This is a genomic window from Dolichospermum circinale AWQC310F (assembly GCF_000426925.1).
Taxonomy (GTDB): Bacteria; Cyanobacteriota; Cyanobacteriia; order Cyanobacteriales; family Nostocaceae; genus Dolichospermum; species Dolichospermum circinale.
On the sequence record NZ_KE384716.1, the window covers coordinates 80,754 to 99,137 of the forward strand.

Annotated in this window: 22 protein-coding genes; 11 read left to right on the forward strand and 11 right to left on the reverse strand. The window is 36.8% G+C overall.

Going from position 1 to position 18,384, the window contains the following annotated elements; all coding sequences use genetic code 11:
* Nucleotides 1–31: 31 nt before the first annotated feature.
* Both ACIR310F_RS0120040 and ACIR310F_RS0120045 read left to right on the forward strand, forming a co-directional pair.
* A complete protein-coding gene (locus ACIR310F_RS0120040; protein WP_028085364.1) occupies nt 32–1,735 on the forward strand; it encodes a serine/threonine-protein kinase in 1,704 nt (567 codons plus the stop codon).
* Between the two features lie 150 nt (nt 1,736–1,885).
* Nucleotides 1,886–3,973 carry a serine/threonine-protein kinase gene (locus tag ACIR310F_RS0120045; RefSeq protein WP_028085365.1) on the forward strand — a complete coding sequence of 696 codons (2,088 nt, stop codon included), beginning with the start codon at nt 1,886–1,888 and terminating at the stop codon, nt 3,971–3,973.
* A gap of 70 nt (nt 3,974–4,043) precedes the next feature.
* Here ACIR310F_RS0120045 and ACIR310F_RS0120050 read toward each other — a convergent pair whose 3' ends face one another.
* The 3 genes from ACIR310F_RS0120050 to ACIR310F_RS0120060 form a co-directional block, all read right to left on the reverse strand.
* Nucleotides 4,044–4,604 (reverse strand): DUF4276 family protein, encoded by a 561-nt coding sequence (locus ACIR310F_RS0120050; RefSeq protein WP_028085366.1) that lies wholly within the window; start codon nt 4,602–4,604, stop codon nt 4,044–4,046.
* The gene (locus tag ACIR310F_RS0120055) at nt 4,601–5,788 is read right to left on the reverse strand and encodes an AAA family ATPase (protein WP_028085367.1); all 1,188 of its coding nucleotides are present in this window, start codon (nt 5,786–5,788) and stop codon (nt 4,601–4,603) included. Before ACIR310F_RS0120055 ends, ACIR310F_RS0120050 begins: the two co-directional genes overlap by 4 nt.
* 97 nt (nt 5,789–5,885) lie before the next feature.
* On the reverse strand, nt 5,886–6,308 hold the full coding sequence (locus ACIR310F_RS0120060; RefSeq protein WP_028085368.1) for a DUF29 family protein: 423 nt from the start codon (nt 6,306–6,308) through the stop codon (nt 5,886–5,888).
* A gap of 260 nt (nt 6,309–6,568) precedes the next feature.
* On the opposite strand from ACIR310F_RS0120060, the gene ACIR310F_RS0120065 reads away from it, so the two are divergent.
* The gene (locus ACIR310F_RS0120065; RefSeq protein WP_028085369.1) at nt 6,569–6,907 is read left to right on the forward strand and encodes a DUF433 domain-containing protein; all 339 of its coding nucleotides are present in this window, start codon (nt 6,569–6,571) and stop codon (nt 6,905–6,907) included.
* A 411-nt stretch (nt 6,908–7,318) separates the two neighbouring features.
* On the opposite strand, the gene ACIR310F_RS0120070 is transcribed toward ACIR310F_RS0120065, so the two are convergent.
* Nucleotides 7,319–8,011, reverse strand: a complete 693-nt coding sequence (locus ACIR310F_RS0120070; RefSeq protein ID WP_028085370.1) for a hypothetical protein — start codon at nt 8,009–8,011, stop codon at nt 7,319–7,321.
* Between the two features lie 218 nt (nt 8,012–8,229).
* On the opposite strand from ACIR310F_RS0120070, the gene ACIR310F_RS23330 reads away from it, so the two are divergent.
* Both ACIR310F_RS23330 and ACIR310F_RS0120080 read left to right on the forward strand, forming a co-directional pair.
* Nucleotides 8,230–8,544: a hypothetical protein gene (locus tag ACIR310F_RS23330; RefSeq protein ID WP_051289776.1), complete on the forward strand. Its 315-nt coding sequence runs from the start codon at nt 8,230–8,232 to the stop codon at nt 8,542–8,544.
* Nucleotides 8,541–8,969 (forward strand): type II toxin-antitoxin system VapC family toxin, encoded by a 429-nt coding sequence (locus tag ACIR310F_RS0120080; RefSeq protein ID WP_028085371.1) that lies wholly within the window; start codon nt 8,541–8,543, stop codon nt 8,967–8,969. The genes ACIR310F_RS23330 and ACIR310F_RS0120080 overlap by 4 nt, the downstream gene beginning before the upstream one ends.
* On the opposite strand, the gene ACIR310F_RS23335 is transcribed toward ACIR310F_RS0120080, so the two are convergent.
* From ACIR310F_RS23335 to ACIR310F_RS0120095, 3 genes are all read right to left on the reverse strand, one after another.
* Complete coding sequence (locus tag ACIR310F_RS23335) at nt 8,937–9,203, reverse strand: hypothetical protein (RefSeq protein WP_155963936.1); 267 nt, start codon at nt 9,201–9,203, stop codon at nt 8,937–8,939. The two genes, ACIR310F_RS0120080 and ACIR310F_RS23335, sit on opposite strands and share 33 nt — an antisense overlap.
* 66 nt (nt 9,204–9,269) lie before the next feature.
* Nucleotides 9,270–9,854, reverse strand: coding sequence for a Uma2 family endonuclease (locus tag ACIR310F_RS0120090; protein WP_028085372.1), 585 nt, complete (start codon nt 9,852–9,854; stop codon nt 9,270–9,272).
* A 73-nt stretch (nt 9,855–9,927) separates the two neighbouring features.
* Nucleotides 9,928–11,130, reverse strand: a complete 1,203-nt coding sequence (locus tag ACIR310F_RS0120095; protein ID WP_028085373.1) for a phosphoglycerate kinase — start codon at nt 11,128–11,130, stop codon at nt 9,928–9,930.
* A gap of 88 nt (nt 11,131–11,218) precedes the next feature.
* On the opposite strand from ACIR310F_RS0120095, the gene ACIR310F_RS0120100 reads away from it, so the two are divergent.
* Entirely contained in the window at nt 11,219–11,626 is a 408-nt protein-coding gene (locus ACIR310F_RS0120100) for a universal stress protein (protein ID WP_028085374.1), read from the forward strand.
* A 127-nt stretch (nt 11,627–11,753) separates the two neighbouring features.
* Here the strand turns inward: ACIR310F_RS0120100 and ACIR310F_RS0120105 are convergent, their stop codons facing one another.
* On the reverse strand, nt 11,754–11,981 hold the full coding sequence (locus tag ACIR310F_RS0120105) for a hypothetical protein (RefSeq protein ID WP_028085375.1): 228 nt from the start codon (nt 11,979–11,981) through the stop codon (nt 11,754–11,756).
* A 256-nt stretch (nt 11,982–12,237) separates the two neighbouring features.
* On the opposite strand from ACIR310F_RS0120105, the gene ACIR310F_RS0120110 reads away from it, so the two are divergent.
* Complete coding sequence (locus ACIR310F_RS0120110; protein WP_028085376.1) at nt 12,238–12,912, forward strand: GIY-YIG nuclease family protein; 675 nt, start codon at nt 12,238–12,240, stop codon at nt 12,910–12,912.
* An 84-nt stretch (nt 12,913–12,996) separates the two neighbouring features.
* Here the strand turns inward: ACIR310F_RS0120110 and ACIR310F_RS0120115 are convergent, their stop codons facing one another.
* Nucleotides 12,997–13,776, reverse strand: a complete 780-nt coding sequence (locus tag ACIR310F_RS0120115) for an SDR family oxidoreductase (RefSeq protein ID WP_028085377.1) — start codon at nt 13,774–13,776, stop codon at nt 12,997–12,999.
* Between the two features lie 31 nt (nt 13,777–13,807).
* Entirely contained in the window at nt 13,808–14,620 is an 813-nt protein-coding gene (locus ACIR310F_RS0120120) for a P-loop NTPase family protein (RefSeq protein WP_028085378.1), read from the reverse strand.
* Nucleotides 14,621–14,705: 85 nt separating this feature from the next.
* On the opposite strand from ACIR310F_RS0120120, the gene murG reads away from it, so the two are divergent.
* Nucleotides 14,706–15,788, forward strand: a complete 1,083-nt coding sequence (murG, locus tag ACIR310F_RS0120125; protein WP_028085379.1) for an undecaprenyldiphospho-muramoylpentapeptide beta-N-acetylglucosaminyltransferase — start codon at nt 14,706–14,708, stop codon at nt 15,786–15,788.
* Between the two features lie 52 nt (nt 15,789–15,840).
* On the forward strand, nt 15,841–16,458 hold the full coding sequence (locus tag ACIR310F_RS0120130) for a hypothetical protein (protein WP_028085380.1): 618 nt from the start codon (nt 15,841–15,843) through the stop codon (nt 16,456–16,458).
* Here the strand turns inward: ACIR310F_RS0120130 and ACIR310F_RS26440 are convergent, their stop codons facing one another.
* On the reverse strand, nt 16,459–16,623 hold the full coding sequence (locus tag ACIR310F_RS26440) for a hypothetical protein (protein ID WP_196803261.1): 165 nt from the start codon (nt 16,621–16,623) through the stop codon (nt 16,459–16,461).
* Nucleotides 16,624–16,859: 236 nt separating this feature from the next.
* Here ACIR310F_RS26440 and ACIR310F_RS0120135 point away from each other — a divergent pair, with 236 nt between their 5' ends.
* Nucleotides 16,860–17,597, forward strand: a complete 738-nt coding sequence (locus ACIR310F_RS0120135) for a DUF502 domain-containing protein (protein ID WP_028085381.1) — start codon at nt 16,860–16,862, stop codon at nt 17,595–17,597.
* Nucleotides 17,598–17,713: 116 nt separating this feature from the next.
* Nucleotides 17,714–18,355: a transcription antitermination factor NusB gene (gene nusB / locus ACIR310F_RS0120140; protein WP_028085382.1), complete on the forward strand. Its 642-nt coding sequence runs from the start codon at nt 17,714–17,716 to the stop codon at nt 18,353–18,355.
* Nucleotides 18,356–18,384 lie beyond the last annotated feature (29 nt).

Sequence of the window (18,384 nt, forward strand, 5' to 3'; positions counted from 1 at the left end):
CTTGATTAGACTTAATTTATCTCGTAGTATTATGCAAGTATATTGCAGTCAAAAACACGCAAATAATGCTAATCACCATTTTTGTACTGTCTGCGGTGAATCACTACCCTTGACTGTGGGGCAAGTTATTGATAATCGTTATGAAATTGGGCGTATATTGGGACAAGGTGGCTTTGGACGCAGTTATCTGGCGGTTGATAGGCAAAAATATCGGAAAATCTGCGTTTTAAAGGAATTTGCGCCTCAAGTTGTCAAACCCCAGGATTTACAAAAGGCCAAGGAGTTGTTTGTACGGGAAGCCAGTGTCCTGGAAAAAATCCAACATCCCCAAATTCCTCATTTTCACTCTTCCTTTCAAGCTAAAATTGGTACTAAGGATTTTTTCTTTTTGGTGCAAGATTACATTGAGGGTGATAATTATGACCAATTATTGGCACAGCGTCAAAATCAGGGAAAGTCTTTTAGTGAGGAAGAAGTTATTAATTTACTGCACAATATTCTCCCAGTGCTGGCTTATATTCATAGTTTGGATATTGTTCACCGCGATATTTCCCCGGATAATTTGATTTTACGCCAAAGTGATAATTTACCCGTGTTGATTGATTTCGGGGGTGTGAAACAGTTACCAGCTTATCAAGGGTTTTTGCGGACAAACTTGGCGGCAAATAGAACATTGTTAGGTAAAAAAGGCTACGCACCAGAGGAGCAGTTACTTCAAGGAAAGGTATATAAAAGTAGTGATTTTTACTCTTTGGCGGTAACAGCTTTAGTGCTAATTACGGGGAAACAACCAAATTTACTTTATGATGGTTTTCATGGGGTTTGGCTTTGGGGTAAGGAAATTAAGGTGAGTCCCAAGTTAGAGACTGTGTTAAGAAAGATGTTAGCCTATAAGCCCAGCGATCGCTATCAAAAGGCTGAACAAGTTATTAAAGATTTACCTTTGGCATCTATAGCATCTGGGGGGCAAACTATGATAAATTCTCACAATCATCCCCATCCTGATGTGACTAAGCTAAAAACCCAAATAGTCGCACCAGGTATAAAAAAAGTTCGTACTATTGGTGGTAGCTTCCACAATCAGACGACATTATTTGTACAGAAAATACCTATGCCCGTATGGTTACGTCCTTTTACTGTTAGCTTGATGATGACAACGGGGGTGTTATTAACGAGTGTGGGTATGTTCGCTTTGGGAAATTTTGCGGTGAAGGAGATATCATCAATTACATTTCCTGAATTTGCAGTTCCTAAGATACCTGCTATTAATAATTCTGGGGGTGGAAAAAATAGTAAACGCAGTATTCAAGAGGTTTTGAGTCGTCTCAAAGAATTAGAAATTTCTGGGGTATTTTTCACCAATACAGTTAATGAGATTTTCTATATGCAAAATCCGAATTTGAGGGGACGGAAATTAACGGAAAAACCAGAAGATGCTGCTTTACGGGAACAATGGAATAACATTGCTAATCAGTTATTAAATAACTTGGAAAAAGCAAATTTAAGTCAGACAGCTAGACGGAAAATAGGTAGTTATAGTCAACAAGATTCCCAACGATGGGAACAACTAGCTAAAGCAGGTAAACTGGGTAAATATAAATCTTTCCCAGATTTACGCACGGACACATATCGAACCTTTGAACCCTTGTTTCCTGGTCAAAAACGCGGTCAACTAAATCAAAAAACTTTTTTACAAATTTGGTATGCGATCGCATCTGATAAAATTGCTAGTTAAATTGGGGTTAAAAACCGCTTTACACAGGTAAAAACCACCTAAATCGGTTTTAAACTCCTAATTTTTCCTGAGTCCGCCGCTGCGGACATTGTTTGTATAGCCGCGACTTCTAATCGCTAAGTCTCTAAGTTGACAATTGATAAATGACAAATGAATAATCTTTATTGTTCTCAAGGACATCAAAATCCCGCTGGTAGTAGCTTTTGTCGTCAATGTGGAGAGAAAATTACCAATATACCAACATCTGTAAATCACCATATTCAACCAGGTCAAATTTTAGGCGATCGCTATGCTATAATTCGGCAAATTGGCCAAGGAGGATTTGGCCGGACTTATTTAGCCGCAGATATTAACCGCTTTCAAGAAAATTGTGTTTTAAAAGAATTTTCTCCCCAAATACAAACTCCTGATGTTGTCCAAAAAGCAGCGGAACTTTTTCAAAGAGAAGCAAGTGTTCTTTATAAATTACAACATTCCCAAATTCCTAGATTTCGGGAATTATTACCAATTAATTTACAAGGTAAAGAAAGTCTTTTTTTAATTCAAGATTATGTAGATGGTGAAACTTATAATTCTTTATTAAAACATCGTCAACAACGCGGTTTAAAATTTACAGAAACAGAAATTCGTCAACTATTACAGCAAATTTTACCAGTTCTGGAATATATTCACTCTCTTGGTGTCATTCATCGTGATATTTCTCCTGATAATTTAATGTTGAGAAATGGTGATCAATTACCAGTTTTAATTGATTTTGGTGGCGTGAAACAAGTAGCCGCAAATGCCGCTTCTCAATATTATCAAACAGGGGCAAAAACACCTTCTCCCAGTGAAACTTTGTTGGGAAAAATAGGATTTGCCCCACCAGAACAAATGCAAACGGGTATAGTATCTGCCCAAAGTGACTTATATGCTTTAGCTGCCACTATGTTAGTTTTACTGACAGGTAAACAACCACAAGAATTAATTGATACTTATAATCTGAGTTGGCAATGGCGACGGGAAGTTAGCTTAAGTGTTGCATTGGGGCAAATTATTGATAAAATGTTATCACCAATTGCCAGTAATCGCTATCAAACCGCCAGTCAAGTTCTGCAAGCCCTTAATCCTCAACCTATTAACTATCCGCAAACTCAACCCCCCACCGCCGCAACTATCGCTTTTTCTCCCCCGAAAACCCCAGTTTCCCCACCTAAAATTACTCCCACTGCTCCTCAACCGAGTATTTGGACGGGAACAAATGTTTTTATAATTACTTTTACTGTAATTATCAGCGGTGGATTACTTACGTGGAGATTTAAAAACCGCAGTTATAATTTCAACGCAAGTCACCCAATAATTACATCTAACTCCAATTCTAGGGAATCAGTAAAACCAGAAGTTAATTTTTCACCAGCGGAAAAACAACGTAAACAAAAATTAAGCGATCGCCGTGAAGAATTAGACATAAATTATAACTTCTATGTTACAATTACAAACGATTTATTTTGGGCAAAATACCCCAGTTTAAAAGGGCGTATTCTGAGCGATAGTCCAGAAGATGAGAAGTTACGCGCAAAATGGGATCAAACCGCCGCTGAAGTTCTAGAAAAGCTGTCAGAACTCAGTTCTGAATCCCGTAGTCAACTAGGAACTTATACATTATCAGTCCTCACTAACTGGAAAGCCGAAGTTAATAAAATTAACGTTGCTAGTCGTTCTTTGTATGATTTGGGGGATGTTGCTTTTTTCAGTAAATTTCCTGAACAAAGGGGTAAAAATTTTATTAAACAACCCATCGGACAAGTTTGGTATGGATTTGTCAACGATCAACTTAACGCCATTCTTGATAGAAGCGCATTTCAAAGATTAGTCTTTCCTGAAAGTGCTACCGCTAAAACAGTGAGTGGGAGTCTCAAACCAGGAAGAGGTAAAGTTTTCATTGCTGGACTAACCAAAAATCAAAATTTAGAAGTTAAACTAGAAGCAAATTCAAAAGTTTTAATATCAATTTATTCTCCTACTGGAAAAATCAAATTTTTAGAAGATTCTCAAGAAAGAAGTATATCTAATACATTACCAGAAACAGGATTTTATGAATTTGTGGTTGTTTCCACAGCCTCAGAAACCCTAAATTATCAACTAACTATCATAGCAGAAAATCCCCCAGAACCAGAGCCAACACCCACAGAAACCCCGACAGAAGAACCTACACCCATAGAAACCCTGACAGAAACCCCAAACCCTGAGAATAATTGAAAAGTTTATAGCATTTCCGATCTTAGTTAGGTATAGAAATCAGGAAGTCAACCGTAAATAAATTTGTACCTCAAGACTGAATAATTTTTTTGATTGAATTAATAAAATGATAAAAACTGGGGGAGCGTGGGTTTTCAAGGTTCAAATAAGGTGCTATTATTCGTGAACCGTTGATTTTCTGGTATTCAGGTACAAGGGATTTTAATTCTTTAGATGGACTTTCAATATGATCAGGATTGCGGAATTTATTTTTATTTTGCAGTGATGAAATATTGTTTTTATTATAAGCTTTTTCTACCGCTGCTAAATCAGCAAGATACCAGCTTTCCAATTCACGACAAGCAATACGCACAATAGATTGACATTTATTTGCATCTTTACATTTTTGTTGCAGATTTGTTTTAATAACTTGACAATCTCCAGAATCCTGATCACGCAAAATTATAAATTTTGCATGAGGATTGTTATATCCTTGAAGTTTTCGTATTATCTGCTTTTCCATATCTTGTTTACCTTCAAAAACAATATAGCGAACAACTATATCTTTTATTTCTACAATAATCTTAGGTAAAATACCTTCAATCATTGCTTTCGCAGATGGTTCTTCTAGCAAGAAAACAAGCTCTATCATAGCGGGTCTGCTCCCTCAAAAAAACCCTGTCTCCATAAATAACCAAGTTTATCACCTTCATTCATGTAAGTTGTGATTTGTTCATCATCACTCGCTCGTTTCACTACTGTATAACCTCTTTCTTTTTGTAGCCAAAATACCTCTTCTAGTTCGCAACCATTTAAAAAATCAGGGGAATGAGTGGAGACAAAAACTTGACCTCCCTTACGTGCATATTCTCGAAATTCTTCTGCAAGTTCATATAAAAGCTTAGGGTAAAGTTGATTTTCTGGTTCTTCTACACATAACAAAGGATGAGGTTTTGGGTCATACAAAAGCACTAAATAAGCAAACATTTTGATAGTTCCATCAGAAACATATCGGGCTAAAAAAGGATCATGAAAATCACCATCTTTAAACCGCAGCAATACCCGTCCTTCCTCGGTAATTTTAGAATCAACTTCGCTAATACCTGGAACTCTCTGTTTTAGTTTTTCAATAATTTTCTGGAAAATAGCAGAATGTCTTTTATAGAGAAATTCCGTCACCATTGCCAAGTTTTCACCCTCTTTGGAAAGATGTTCTGCATAACTAGATTCCCGTTCTGGTCGCGCTTGTTGAATATGAAAATCGGAAATATGCCAATTTTCAAGTAAATCACCAATTGCTTTACTTGCAGGGAATTTTTCAAATTGTGCTAAACCTTTTAAAGCCAGAATATCTGGTGATTTTAACTCGTGGTCCTCTCGTTTTAATTCTTTTTCATCTATAATCTGATCAGGTTCATTAATAACAGCTTGTCCTTTACCTTTGGAAAAATCAATAAACCTCCAGGGCTGACCTTTACTCCCTCTTCTGTACTGAAGAATCTCTCTTTCTATGAGAGGACGACCATCTTCTTCATTGATTTTCAAAGAATAAGTAATTAAGGGTGATTTATCAGCTAGACGAAATTTTAATTCAATTTCTATTGGTCCGGTTGAATTGCGGCTTCTTACTTCCTGAAATCCTCGACCTCCTCCTAATTTCGTGAGAGCAACATGAACATTATCGGTTAAAGCATCTTTGAGAAAACTGAACACATTAAAAAGTGTAGTTTTACCAGTACCATTTGCACCGACAAAAACGCACATTTTGGGAATTTTTTTAATTTCTACGTCTTTGAAAGCTTTAAAGTTTTTTAGATGGATACTTTCGATTTTCATGACTCACCATTAAACGATTTTTTAAATAGCAATTTGTGTAAATAGCATAATTTATTCGCACAAGAATTTTTTTTCATTAATTAAGTTCGCGCTTTATTTAATTAAAAATAAAATTTAATGCCTGGTTGAGAATTAATTCTTGATCTACCATATTTTTTAAGGTTAATTCATCATAAATTCCGCCAAAAGCTTCTAAAGAAGCATTATCTAAAGCTCGATTATAAGCTCCTGGTAAAATTTCTTCTATTTCTTTTTTTTCCATGTAATATCCTCCAGACTTTCTGCGTTTGTTGATCCGATCAATTGCGTCAATAGCATTACGAATGGAAACATCCCAAGAATGAGTTGTCCTTTTTTCTGCCTGTTGTTTAATTAAATGGACTAAAAGCACTACACAATAGCTATAAATTTTATTGATTTTATCTTCTTTGCTCATTTCTTCTAATTGATCAATTAAAGATAGAGCCGCTTCTAGGTTGCCAGAAACCACTAATTCTCTGAGTTCTAGTAATTCTTCCATGATTTGCTCTCTTCTTGAAGTTTACTATTTCTAGCATAGCGCTGATAACGCTACGCTAGAAATACACCACTAAAAATAACAGTTGTTGTGCAAGTTTTACCAATTTTTGCTAGAGTATCAGTGAGCGATCGCTGACTTATCAGTTCGCTTCCCTATCCGCAGCAATCACAATCACAACACATAAAATTCAGAAATTAAGCTCCCACGAAGAAGCCTTTGTCAAGTAAGATAGAATCAAGGGACTGTATAAAGGTAAAAATATGCAGCTAGAAGATTATTTTGAATTTTTAGATTCAGACGATATCCGCATTAAGGGTCATAGAATCGGTATTGATGATGTGATTGATTATTACTTACAAGGATACACACCTGAACAAATTCTGGAAGATTTGCCATCGCTAGATTTAGAAAAGATTCACGCTACTATTACCTACTATCTCCATAATCGTGGGGAAATAGATGCTTATATGTTGCGGTTGGCTAGGTGGAGGGAACAGCGTTATCAAGAGGCTGCTGCTAATCCCTCTCCAATGATACAGCGTTTGAGGGCAATGAAAGCGCAACGAGAACAGGAACGGTTTTCAGCATATAAGATATGAAGTTACGAACAATCGTAGTTGCGCCAGTTTTGCCGATTTCTGCCAGAGTATGATCGCACAAAGTTCTGCAATTCCTTGAGGATGGAAATATTTACTTATATCAAGAGACATGAGACTATTTTTACATTCTACAATTATGCTTGAATTAGAAAGTTGAATGAGAAAATCAGCACTTTTATCTCAACTTGGAGTGCGTCAGTGCTATAAACCCCAACCACACCGATAAATTACTCATACTGACGCACCCTACTAACTCACTGGGATAAAGAAACAGGAATTTTTCATATTCAGCCCTAATTGCTGCTACATCACCTATAAACATGAGTTTTCAACACCCAATATGTAGGATGGTTTCATGTACAAAACCTAAGCACTTTTCAAAGGTTGAAATTTATTCATTTTGTACCAAATTTAGTAATTAGTAATAATAACTTGAGTAACTTCCGACCATCTTGACCACACTGAATCGGGAATTGTCAGTGTATATCGCTTTCTGTTCCCTTGTCCATCGGCGTTAAGGGTAATAGAATCCATGAGGATTCCATCTTTGTCTTTAAATTCGGCCTTGAATCTGTACAAAAGACCATATAACTCCCCATAGTAACGAAAACTCTCATTTTCATGCATATATTCAGCAATCCATTGTACTTGTCTATTATTTTCATCAAAAGTAGGTTTATCAACTAATCTGTATGAACCGCCTCCGTAAACCTGTGTTTTTACGTTAGAATTAAAAGCCCTATAGTCCCATTTTGGATTTGATAAACGCAGAGTAGGCTCAGGAATAGAAGGCGGTTCAGGTGTAGGAGTTGATGTAGGTGTTGGTTCAGGTTCCGATTTTGGATTTGATAAATTTGGAGTTGGTTCAGTAGTAATAGTAGAAGTTGGTGCAGGTATTGCTTTAGGTGATGGCGATGGTTCAGAAACACTTGGAGAATAAGTCCGTTGCTGACGATTTAATTGTGCTTCTAGACTGCGAATTTTTCTTTGCAGATCTTCAACTGTTTGACCATCGGTTTGGGGACGAGAAGCCCAAGCAGCAATAACCGCGCAAGCCAGCATAACAGCAGCCCAAATTGGCCATGGGATTTTTGATTCACTCATATCAATCAAGTATAAATTTAAAACAAGTTAGGTTTTCGAGGTCTTACGATTAAATATCTACTAATATACACGAAATACACTTAAATTGATAATTGACTGATTTTTTCCCCAGTAAGTAAGTATGCTAGAATTAAACCAGTTTAGTTAACAGACAATTTTGATATTATATAAATTGTAGTTAAAACAAACCTGATATTACCACTGGAGGTAAATCATAAATGCTAAATAATCAGTCTATTACCGAACTGACTTTACAGGATTTAGAATCCTTGATTAATAGAATTGTTGATGAAAAAATTAATCAGATTAATCTTGATCAAGATTACAAAATAGAACAACCTGAGATTGTTCAAAACATACACATTTTATCCGAAGATATGGAAAAATCTAATCCTTTTGTTCAGTTTGATGGTATTTTCAAAGACGACCCACTTTTTGATGAATTTTTAGAAGATATGGCTGCAAATCGCCGTGAATTAGATGCAGAAATAGCTGCTTATGAAGCTTCTTTAGAGGAGAATCAAACAGCGTGAGTAGATATATTCTTGATACTAATATTGTGACTCTTTCTCAACACGGAAATTCTCATATTGCTCAACGTGCCAAAGTTGTAGGAATTACCAATATATTTATTACAACTGTCACACTTGAAGAACAATTAAAAGGTAGATTAGCAGCTATTAGTAGATGTGCCACTAAACCAGAATTATTACCAATTGCTCACCAAAATTTACTAATAACTCAACGTTATTTCTGTAACATGAATTTATTAGAATTTAATCAAGAATGTTGCGAATGTTTTAAAAAACTGCGTCAGCAGAAAATAAACATAGGTACACAAGATTTAAGAATTGCTGCTATAGCTTTAGTTAATAATGCAATTTTAGTAACTCAAAATTACCAAGATTTTATCAAAGTTCCTGATTTAAAAATGGAAGATTGGGCTGTAAATATATAATATAGTTAAACTAGGGGAAATTTGAATAAAACAATTTGACCAACTATTGCCATTTTCTATAATGTCCGCTTCTGTGTATTCGGGAAGATGATCATTTTCTAAACCTCTCATGGCCTGTTCAAGAGAAAATTGATTCCATTCTTGATTTTCTGTATTATTCCTATATGATAACAGAGTATTATAAAGTGTTAGTCTTTCTTCTTGTAATACTTCTTGAACTATCTCCTTAATCAAGGCTTTAATTTCTTGGATTTCGATGATTTTACCTTTTATATCGTCAGTAATTATCCGAACTTGATATTATTCTTTATCCTCAAAATTCACATCTTGATAAATGTCTACTAAACTAATTTCAAAATCAAGATATTGCAACTTAACAATATCATTTTCAGATTTATATTCTCGAAAAATCCATTCACCCTCATTAGTTTTGCTGTAGTGCATGACTTGATATTGATTTTGTTCTACTAAAACATATTCTTTAAATTGGGGAATAGAACGATAAAAAGTAAATTTCTCACCCTGATCATAATTTTTTGTAGACTTGGATAAAACCTCAACAATTAATAAAGGATTAGTCACAGTAGTATTATTTTTACTTGTATAACTAGCTTGACCATCAGTTACAATTACATCAGGATAAGTATATTGTCTTAGTTGTGGAATCCATAAACGCATATCTGCCATAAAAACTTCATATTTTTTGCGTCTCAGGGCATATAATAAAATAGCAGCAATAGCTAGTGTAATTTTATTGTGATTACCACTTCCTCCAGTCATAGGTATAATTTCTCCATTGCGATATTCGCTTTTATAAAGTGCTTTTTCCTCTAATTCTAAATATTCTTCAGGTGTATAAGTATTTATGCGAGTTTGTACTTCCATATTGTTTTCCTTAATTCGGTTAATTGCAGAGTATGAAGGACAAAGCCAAAAACTTCATCCTTCATACTTTTAATTACGCTTCATCTAAAGCTGCAATACCAGGTAAAATCTTACCTTCCAACAACTCCAAACTAGCACCACCACCAGTAGAAATATGGCTCATTTGATCGGCCAAACCTACTTTTTCTACAGCGGCCACGGAATCACCACCACCGATAATAGTAATTGCGCCGGTTTTGCTGATATCTGCTAGAGTATGAGCGATCGCTTCTGTACCCTTAGCAAATTTATCAAACTCAAACACGCCCATTGGACCATTCCAAATTACAGTCTTACAATCAGCCAAAGCTGCTTGGAAAACCTTTACAGAATCAGGACCAATATCTAAACCCATCCAACCATCAGGGATTGCGTCAATGTTGACGGTTTGAGAATCCGCATCAGGAGCAAATTTATCTGCTAGTACCACATCTGTAGGTAGCAACAAAGCCACACCCCGTTCTTTAGCTTTTGCTTCCAAAGACTTCGCTAATTCCAGTTTATCTTCTTCCACCAAAGACTTACCAACACTCAAACCACGGGCTTTGTAGAAGGTGAAAATCATCCCTCCACCAATGATCAACTTATCGCATTTTTCTAACAAAGTTTCAATTACACCGATTTTGCTAGAAACCTTAGAACCGCCGACAATAGCCGCTAAAGGACGTTGAGGAGCTTCAATAGCACTTTGTAAGTATTGCAATTCTTTCTCAACCAAATAACCAGCCACAGAAGGACTTAAAAACTTAGTTACACCCTCAGTAGAAGCGTGGGCGCGGTGTGCAGTTCCAAAGGCATCATTTACATAAAAATCAGCGTTTGCAGCCAATTTTTGAGCAAATTCGGGGTCGTTCTTTTCTTCTTCCGCGTAAAAGCGGACATTTTCTAACAATAGCACTTGGCCATTGTCCAAAGCTGCAACTTTAGCAGCAACATCATCACCAATACAGTCATCAGTTTTGATAACTTCCTGTCCCAACAACGCAGAAAGACGTTTAGCGACGGGAGTTAAACGCAATTTTTCATCTACACCCTTGGGACGACCGAAATGGCTTGTTAAAATGACCTTAGCACCCTTTTGGGTCAAATCTTGGATAGTTGGTAGCGCCGCCCGAATCCGAGTATCATCAGTAATGTTGCCTTGATCATCCACAGGCACATTAAAATCAACCCGTACTAAAGCGCGTTTTCCAGATATATCAGCCGCAGATAAACTTGCTAAACTTTTTTTAGACACAGTACAACTCTCCTGATTACTTTTTTGTTATTGTCTTCAAAATATGACCATCAAAATTTTACCGGAGTGAGGGGCGCAGAGGTGAGATATGTTTAAAACAGTTTTATTTCCCATTGATCAAAGTCGAGAAGCCAGAGAGGCCGCTGATATAGTTGCCAATATTGTGCAAAAATATAATAGCCGCTTAATTCTGCTTTCAGTTGTTGAAGAGCCAAACTCAGAAGCGTCTACTACTAGTCCCATGGTATCTTCAGAAATAGTTGCCCAACTCCTAGAAAATGCCCGCAACCTATTTTCTGAACAGGGAATTACAGCGGAATTACTAGAAAGACAAGGTAAACCAGCTTTTACTATCTGTGATGTTGCTGATGAAATTGAGGCCAGTTTAATTATTATGGGTTGTCGAGGACTAGGCTTAACGGAGGAAGGCTCAACTGATAGCGTTACTACGCGAGTAATCAATCTTTCTCCCTGTCCTGTTTTGATTGTTCCTTAATTAACTATCGGGTGCGTTAATGTGCATTTATACAATTTAGCGCACCACCTAACAATCACAGATTATGTGATACAGCATTTTTAAAATCATCCAGCGTAAATTGTTCGTAATACTCACTTCTATTTTCCTATAAATCTGGAAAATCACCGCGTCTTATGCGTGTAACATATTCTTGAAAATCCATACCACCTAATAAATTCGGTGCAATTCCTTCAAGTTCTGTAAAATTGTGGCTTGGTTTGGGTTTAATTTCACAGTGTTGCAGTCTTTGTATTAAGTAACAAATAAAACTTAATTTTTCATATAGTGTAAATATTTTTGCTAGTTTCATTAACTCAATTAATTGTTGAGACATTTAAGTTTCTTCTCTGTATATTTTTGTATAGTAATTGCTTTTAATTTGTCAAAAATACGTAGAGTGTGTTAGCGACAGCGTAACGCACCAAAATATTGATAATTCTGCATTACGGACTTCATTATAATACAACTGACAATACTCATCTAAATTAGAGGTAATTAAAACACGGTAAGATGTGAAAGAAAACAAACCATAAAGGCAAATCAGTAAGATATATTACATTTTGCCAATAGTCTTGGACTTAGGGGGAAAAATGACACAAACCGGTTTAGACCAGCAAATCGAGTTAGAGGATTCTGCTTTTATTCCCAGTTTCTCAATTAAAAAACTTGGTAAAGTTCTTTTGGGAGATCACCAAAACTTACCAGACGCTCCTGGTATTTACTTCGCTATTGATTCAGCTAGTAGAATTTGGTATATAGGGATATCCACGTCTAGCTTGAGAAAGAGACACTCACAACACGAAAAATTTGAGGATTTCAAAACCAACAAAGTTCAGCACATCTGTTACTTTGTCTGGACTGACGAGCAAGATTTACATGAGTGGGAAGTTGGGTATATCCAGAAGTTCGACCCACCATTAAACATGAACTTGACTAAACAAAAATTACCAAAAATTGATCTCGGATACAGTGAAGAAAATTACATCAATAGATATCGAGAAATTAAGCAGCAATTAGCTTTATTGGAACAAGAGATGGAAGAATTGAAACCTAATCTCGTCACCCTGTTAGAACAGAACGGTGGTAAGATCTCTGATAAATCTCTAGGGATTAGTGGGCATCTTCAAAGTAAGAAAACATGGCAGTATTCCCCAGAAGTAGAAGCTCAAAAGGAAGTTATTAAACGGTTACAAAAGCATGAAGAGGAGACTGGAATTGCGACAGTAAAATCAGTAACTACTTTTCCTATGTTCAGATTCAAATAATAGAATAGACATCTGGAGGTAAAGATCACTCGTTCCCAGACTCCGGCTTTCCTCGGTCTAGGAACGAGAGGATGAGAGTGAAGTTTATACCCGCCGATTTACTAAAGTCGCGCTGGCTTGGTCAACGGGCATCAGTAAGACCTCACTAATATTAACATGACTTGGCCTAGTGGCACAGAAAAAGATCACATCAGCCACATCATCAGGAGTTAGGGGTTTAAGGCCTTGATACACCTTTTTAGCCCGTTCTGTGTCACCATGAAAACGCACTTGACTAAATTCTGTTTCTACCATTCCAGGGTCTACAGAAGTTACTCGCACGGGAGTTCCTAAAAGGTCTTGTTTTAAGCCTTCAGAAATGGCTTTAACGGCTGCTTTTGTCCCACAATAGACATTACCACCAGGATAGGTTTGATGTCCGGCTATAGAACCAATATTGATAACATGACCAAAATTCCGTTCCACCATTCCTGGGACTATGTAGCGGGTGAGGTAAAGTAAACCTTTGATATTAGTATCAATCATTTCTTCCCAGTCTTGAAAGTCACCTTGATGTAATTTGTCTAAACCGCGACTTAAACCGGCATTATTAATCAAAATATCAATATTTGACCAGGAAGGGGGTAAATTATTAATAACTGATTCTACCGCCAAGCGATCGCACACATCAAGTGCTAATAAATGGATTTTATCAGATGGGATATCCAAGGAATCAGCTACTTGTTGTAGACGTTCCCACCGTCGTGCCGCTAAAATCAGTTTTGCACCAGCATGAGCAAAAATTTTGGCACAAGCAGCACCTATACCGCTACTTGCACCAGTAATCAAAACAATGTGGTTTTCCATGAAGAAGTCATTACCCATTACCCATTACCTATTACCTATTACCTATTACCTACTTTTTAACTACTTGTAACCGTTGAGTGATAATAGTCATATTTTCACCCCTGCGAATAACTGCGGAAATCCACTGAGTACCAGGAGTAGAGGGTGCGCGTCCGATTTTGAAAAGTCCTCCAACATTGAGAAATTGTAAATTTGCAATTGTGGGTTTGAGAAATTTATTGGCTTGAATAGGTTCTTCTATAGCTGTTCCCAGTAGAAAATCCTCACCTAATGGTTCTTGAACAATGGCATCAAAACTATATTTTTCACCAACTTTTACCCGTTGTGGTAATTTAATTTCTACTTGGGGTGGTTTACTCCCAGCGGTTAGTTGAGTCCGTTCTGACAAAATATCTTGATGAACAATTTTTAAACCTGTGACTTTTTGACGTGATTTAATTGTAGACTGGAGGGTTAAATTATTATTACCAGATGCAGGTAAACCACTAATGTTGGTAACAGTTTCCGCAATAATTGTATTACCTTGAGATTTCCAAGATTCTAGCTTTGTAGTATAACGTAATTGAGGATATCGCTTCCACAGTCCTGTTAAGGCTTGTTCCATGCCTTTACGGTTTAAACCGTCACTATGAGTAAATGTGGGGCTGTAAAATTGCATCACAGCTTTAACATTACCTTGATTAGCAGCAGTATCAATCTGTGTTAAGAGTTTAGTGAGTGTAGAAGGTGCATTTTCCGGTTCTCTGGCTTGCGCGAATTGCCCAGGAATAGATAAACCAATTGCTAGTAAACTGGAAAGGAGACTAATACCCACGGGTAATGTTTTATTACGTTTCATTAATGAGGGGATAATTTTAGTCATAGGTAAGATTTTACTGATTTGATGATCAAAGACAAGGAATTTGTTTTATCTTAATGAAGCTGGGCGATAAATGGTATAGTCAGGAATGGTAAATGCACCAATTAAATTACTTATAGCAGCTAGTGGGACAGGTGGACACTTGTTTCCAGCGATCGCATTGGCAGAAAAACTGCCAGAATACAATATTGAATGGTTAGGTGTACCCAACCGTCTAGAAACTAACTTAGTTCCAGAGACCTATCCTTTAAATACCATCTCTGTTGAGGGCTTTCAGCAGGGTTTGAGTCTTCGTTCTCTCCGCACTTTTGTTAAACTCATTGGTGCAATTTTGAAGGTCAGACGCATTCTTAAACAGGGAAAATTCCACGGAGTTTTCACTACAGGTGGTTATATTGCAGGTCCTGCGGTAATTGCAGCCCGTTCTCTGGGTTTACCGGTGGTTTTTCATGAGTCTAACGCTTTACCGGGGAAAGTTACCCGCTTTTTTGGTCCTTGGTGTAATGCAGTAGCCATAGGTTTCGATGTTACGGCTCAATACTTACCTCGAACTAAAACTTTTTCTGTGGGTACTCCGGTCCGTTCTCAATTTTTGCACGAGGAAGGCAATAATAGGTTAGACTTATCTGTTCCTGATGGTGTTCCCTTAATTGTGGTATTTGGTGGTAGTCAGGGGGCTGTAGCTGTAAATAAATTGGTACGTCAGTGTGCGGAGGCTTGGTTTCAAGCCGGTGCTTATATAGTGCATTTAACAGGTGATAATGATCCTGATATTAACAGTCTACAACATCCTCAATATATCGCTTTGCCTTTTTATAACAATATGGCGGCTTTGTTGCGAAGGGCTAATTTAGCTATTAGTCGTTCTGGTGCGGGTAGCTTGACAGAATTGGCGGTTTGTGGTACGCCAGCAATTTTAATTCCCTATCCCTTTGCAGCAGAAGATCACCAATCTTATAATGCAGAAGTGTTTACTAAAGCTGGCGCTGCGTTGTCCTTTAAGCAGTCAAATTTGACACAGGAAATATTCACAACTCAGGTTTTAAATTTGTTGCAATATCCAAAAAAATTGGCGAAAATGGGGGAAAATGCCAAAGCAATCTCTGTTCCTGATAGTGCGGATAAATTGGCAACTTTGGTGCGAAAAGTAATGGAAACAAGACCTATGTAACTTACACAAAAGCACAAAGAATAAGAGTTTGAGAAATTAAATTCTCTGCTATATGACTAAACAAAAAATACTTCAAGAAGGACAATCTTACACCTTTCGCTCTTATTTTGAATTACCTTACGATATAGAGGAAATTCTCTCTGAGTTAGGTTACTCATTTATTAAAAAAGCCATTACTCTACCTAAAACTTCCAATCCTTTAAAAAACATTGCAGAACTCAAAGATAAAATCACGTCTTTCTTACCATTAGTTAGTTTGAATAATGAAACTGCTAGACGAGAAACTCTAGTTTCACCCCTTTTATTGGAGGTGATCACTTGTTGTCAATGTCAGCTAAAAATTGAGTATACAGTTAATGTGAATAATTGGTTAAAAGGAAATCTAGATTATTTGTTGCGTTCTCAGCAAAGCTTGTTAGTTATTGAAGCCAAAAATGATGATTTAACTAGAGGGTTTACTCAACTCGCAGTAGAGTTAATTGCTTTATCGGAAATTGAAGAAAATAAATCTGTGTTTTATGGCGCTGTTACCACTGGAGAAATTTGGCGCTTTGGTAAATTAGATCGTCAACAACAACAAATTACCCAAGATATGACTCTTTTGAGAATCCCTGATGATATTGAAGAAATTGGTCATATTTTAGTTGGTATTTTGGAAATGAAAGATTAATTATATTTCGCGCAAAGGCGCAAAGTCTGAGATTGAAAATCTTCTCACTCTTGACTCTTCCCTGTTCCCTGTTCTCTGTTCCCTGTAACCTGTTCTCTGTTCCCTGTAACCTGTTCCCTGTTCCCTGTTCCCTGTTATAATATTTCTCAGATTTGCAACAATCATTTACAATGATTGCAAAGATAAGTAACACTCTCAGAAATTCACAATCCGCCATAATGGTGTACGGATGTCTATATTTACGTCTAAGCAAAAAATGGCTGAATTTTGTAGCGATAGTGTGACCTTTTACCATTAGAGACGGATACAAAAAGTGTTTTCTAGGGATAAAAAATTACCTAATATAACACACTGAGACCTCTCTAATCAGTTTCTAATATTTTCAGTGTGACTAGGCTGATATGGAAAATAATCACAACAGTTTGACAAAGTTGAACAGCGAGAACCAGAGTTCGGTAATGGAACGTTTGAAACAAGACCTAAAAAATGACCTAATTGCTGGTTTGTTGGTGTTAATTCCCCTAGCAACTACCATCTGGTTAACAATTACCATAGCTACCTGGGTGATTAACTTTCTTACCCAAATTCCCAAACAACTTAATCCTTTTGATGGTTTAAACCCCATTCTAGTAAATATACTTAACTTACTAGTTGGATTAGCTGTACCACTATTAAGTATTCTCGTCATTGGCTTAATGGCTAGAAACATTGCTGGAAAGTGGTTATTAGATGTAGGTGAACAGTTATTACACGCAATTCCTTTAGCTGGTCAGGTATATAAAACCCTGAAACAACTATTAGAAACACTTCTCAAGGATTCTCATGGTAAATTTCGCCGTGTAGTATTAGTAGAATATCCTCGTCAGGGAATTTGGGCAATTGGTTTTGTGACAGGAATAATTAGCCATGAAATCCAAAATCATATCTCTCGTCCCGTAATCAGTATATTTGTTCCCACTACCCCCAACCCAACAACAGGTTGGTATGCAATAGTCCCAGAAGAAGAGGTCATTAATCTTTCTATATCCGTTGAAGATGCTTTCAAAATAATTGTATCTGGTGGTATAGTCGCTCCTAATACGGAAATATCTAATTTGACAATGGTGACAACAGTATTACCTGTAGAAATAAGACAATAATGGAAATACCAGCGGCAAAAATTGAACTTGATGCAAATCTGGCAAAGTGATCCGAAAATAGATAAGCTAATTGTTTGTCTGTGCGAAAATTCACATATTTTTATCATCCCAACTGTATGCAACGTCGTAAACCCCAGCAAATAGCGCGTGAATTGGCACTGCTAAGTCTCAGTCAGTTACCAATAAACCCCAAAAAACTAGAAGGCTTATCAGACGAACAATTAGTCTCTAAGCTAGTTTTAGGGGCAGTACGCACCCTCACATTAGAGGTACAGGATACATTGAATAATGCCGCAGGAGAACTGCAACGGAGTAATGAGCGTCTATTGACTAGTGAGACTAGAGCCGCTGACTTAAATACAGCTAGAACTATGCTGAAGGAGGCAATTTCCTATACACAAACCGCTATTAATCAATTAGGTACGTCCGTTGATTTTCCTGAATTGATTCAATTAGCTAATCAAGATAAAGAAGTTCGTAACTACGCTAAAGCGATTATTATTGCCGTAAACGAAAATCGTCAAGCTATTGAAGAACTTATTTCTCATGCTTTAGTAGATTGGCAAGTGACTCGTTTAGCCCAAATTGACAGGGATATTCTACAAATAGCTACCGCAGAAATACAATTCATGAAAGTCCCTGATAGTATCGCTATTAATGAAGCTGTAGAATTAGCTAAACGTTATAGTGGAGAAGATGGTCACCGTTTTATTAATGGTGTTCTTCGTCGAGTCAGTGAACGGAAAAAAACTGCTTAAATTTGTCCTTAGTCAGTGATCATTGGTCC

Coding starts and splice junctions, on each gene's coding strand:
- ACIR310F_RS0120040 (WP_028085364.1), top strand. CDS start 32: ATGCAAGTATATTGCAGTCAAAAACACGCAAATAATGCTAATCACCAT.
- ACIR310F_RS0120045 (WP_028085365.1), top strand. CDS start 1,886: ATGAATAATCTTTATTGTTCTCAAGGACATCAAAATCCCGCTGGTAGT.
- ACIR310F_RS0120050 (WP_028085366.1), bottom strand. CDS start 4,604: ATGATAGAGCTTGTTTTCTTGCTAGAAGAACCATCTGCGAAAGCAATG.
- ACIR310F_RS0120055 (WP_028085367.1), bottom strand. CDS start 5,788: ATGAAAATCGAAAGTATCCATCTAAAAAACTTTAAAGCTTTCAAAGAC.
- ACIR310F_RS0120060 (WP_028085368.1), bottom strand. CDS start 6,308: ATGGAAGAATTACTAGAACTCAGAGAATTAGTGGTTTCTGGCAACCTA.
- ACIR310F_RS0120065 (WP_028085369.1), top strand. CDS start 6,569: ATGCAGCTAGAAGATTATTTTGAATTTTTAGATTCAGACGATATCCGC.
- ACIR310F_RS0120070 (WP_028085370.1), bottom strand. CDS start 8,011: ATGAGTGAATCAAAAATCCCATGGCCAATTTGGGCTGCTGTTATGCTG.
- ACIR310F_RS23330 (WP_051289776.1), top strand. CDS start 8,230: ATGCTAAATAATCAGTCTATTACCGAACTGACTTTACAGGATTTAGAA.
- ACIR310F_RS0120090 (WP_028085372.1), bottom strand. CDS start 9,854: ATGGAAGTACAAACTCGCATAAATACTTATACACCTGAAGAATATTTA.
- ACIR310F_RS0120100 (WP_028085374.1), top strand. CDS start 11,219: ATGTTTAAAACAGTTTTATTTCCCATTGATCAAAGTCGAGAAGCCAGA.
- ACIR310F_RS0120105 (WP_028085375.1), bottom strand. CDS start 11,981: ATGTCTCAACAATTAATTGAGTTAATGAAACTAGCAAAAATATTTACA.
- ACIR310F_RS0120110 (WP_028085376.1), top strand. CDS start 12,238: ATGACACAAACCGGTTTAGACCAGCAAATCGAGTTAGAGGATTCTGCT.
- ACIR310F_RS0120115 (WP_028085377.1), bottom strand. CDS start 13,776: ATGGGTAATGACTTCTTCATGGAAAACCACATTGTTTTGATTACTGGT.
- ACIR310F_RS0120120 (WP_028085378.1), bottom strand. CDS start 14,620: ATGACTAAAATTATCCCCTCATTAATGAAACGTAATAAAACATTACCC.
- murG (WP_028085379.1), top strand. CDS start 14,706: ATGGTAAATGCACCAATTAAATTACTTATAGCAGCTAGTGGGACAGGT.
- ACIR310F_RS0120130 (WP_028085380.1), top strand. CDS start 15,841: ATGACTAAACAAAAAATACTTCAAGAAGGACAATCTTACACCTTTCGC.
- ACIR310F_RS26440 (WP_196803261.1), bottom strand. CDS start 16,623: ATGATTGTTGCAAATCTGAGAAATATTATAACAGGGAACAGGGAACAG.
- ACIR310F_RS0120135 (WP_028085381.1), top strand. CDS start 16,860: ATGGAAAATAATCACAACAGTTTGACAAAGTTGAACAGCGAGAACCAG.
- nusB (WP_028085382.1), top strand. CDS start 17,714: ATGCAACGTCGTAAACCCCAGCAAATAGCGCGTGAATTGGCACTGCTA.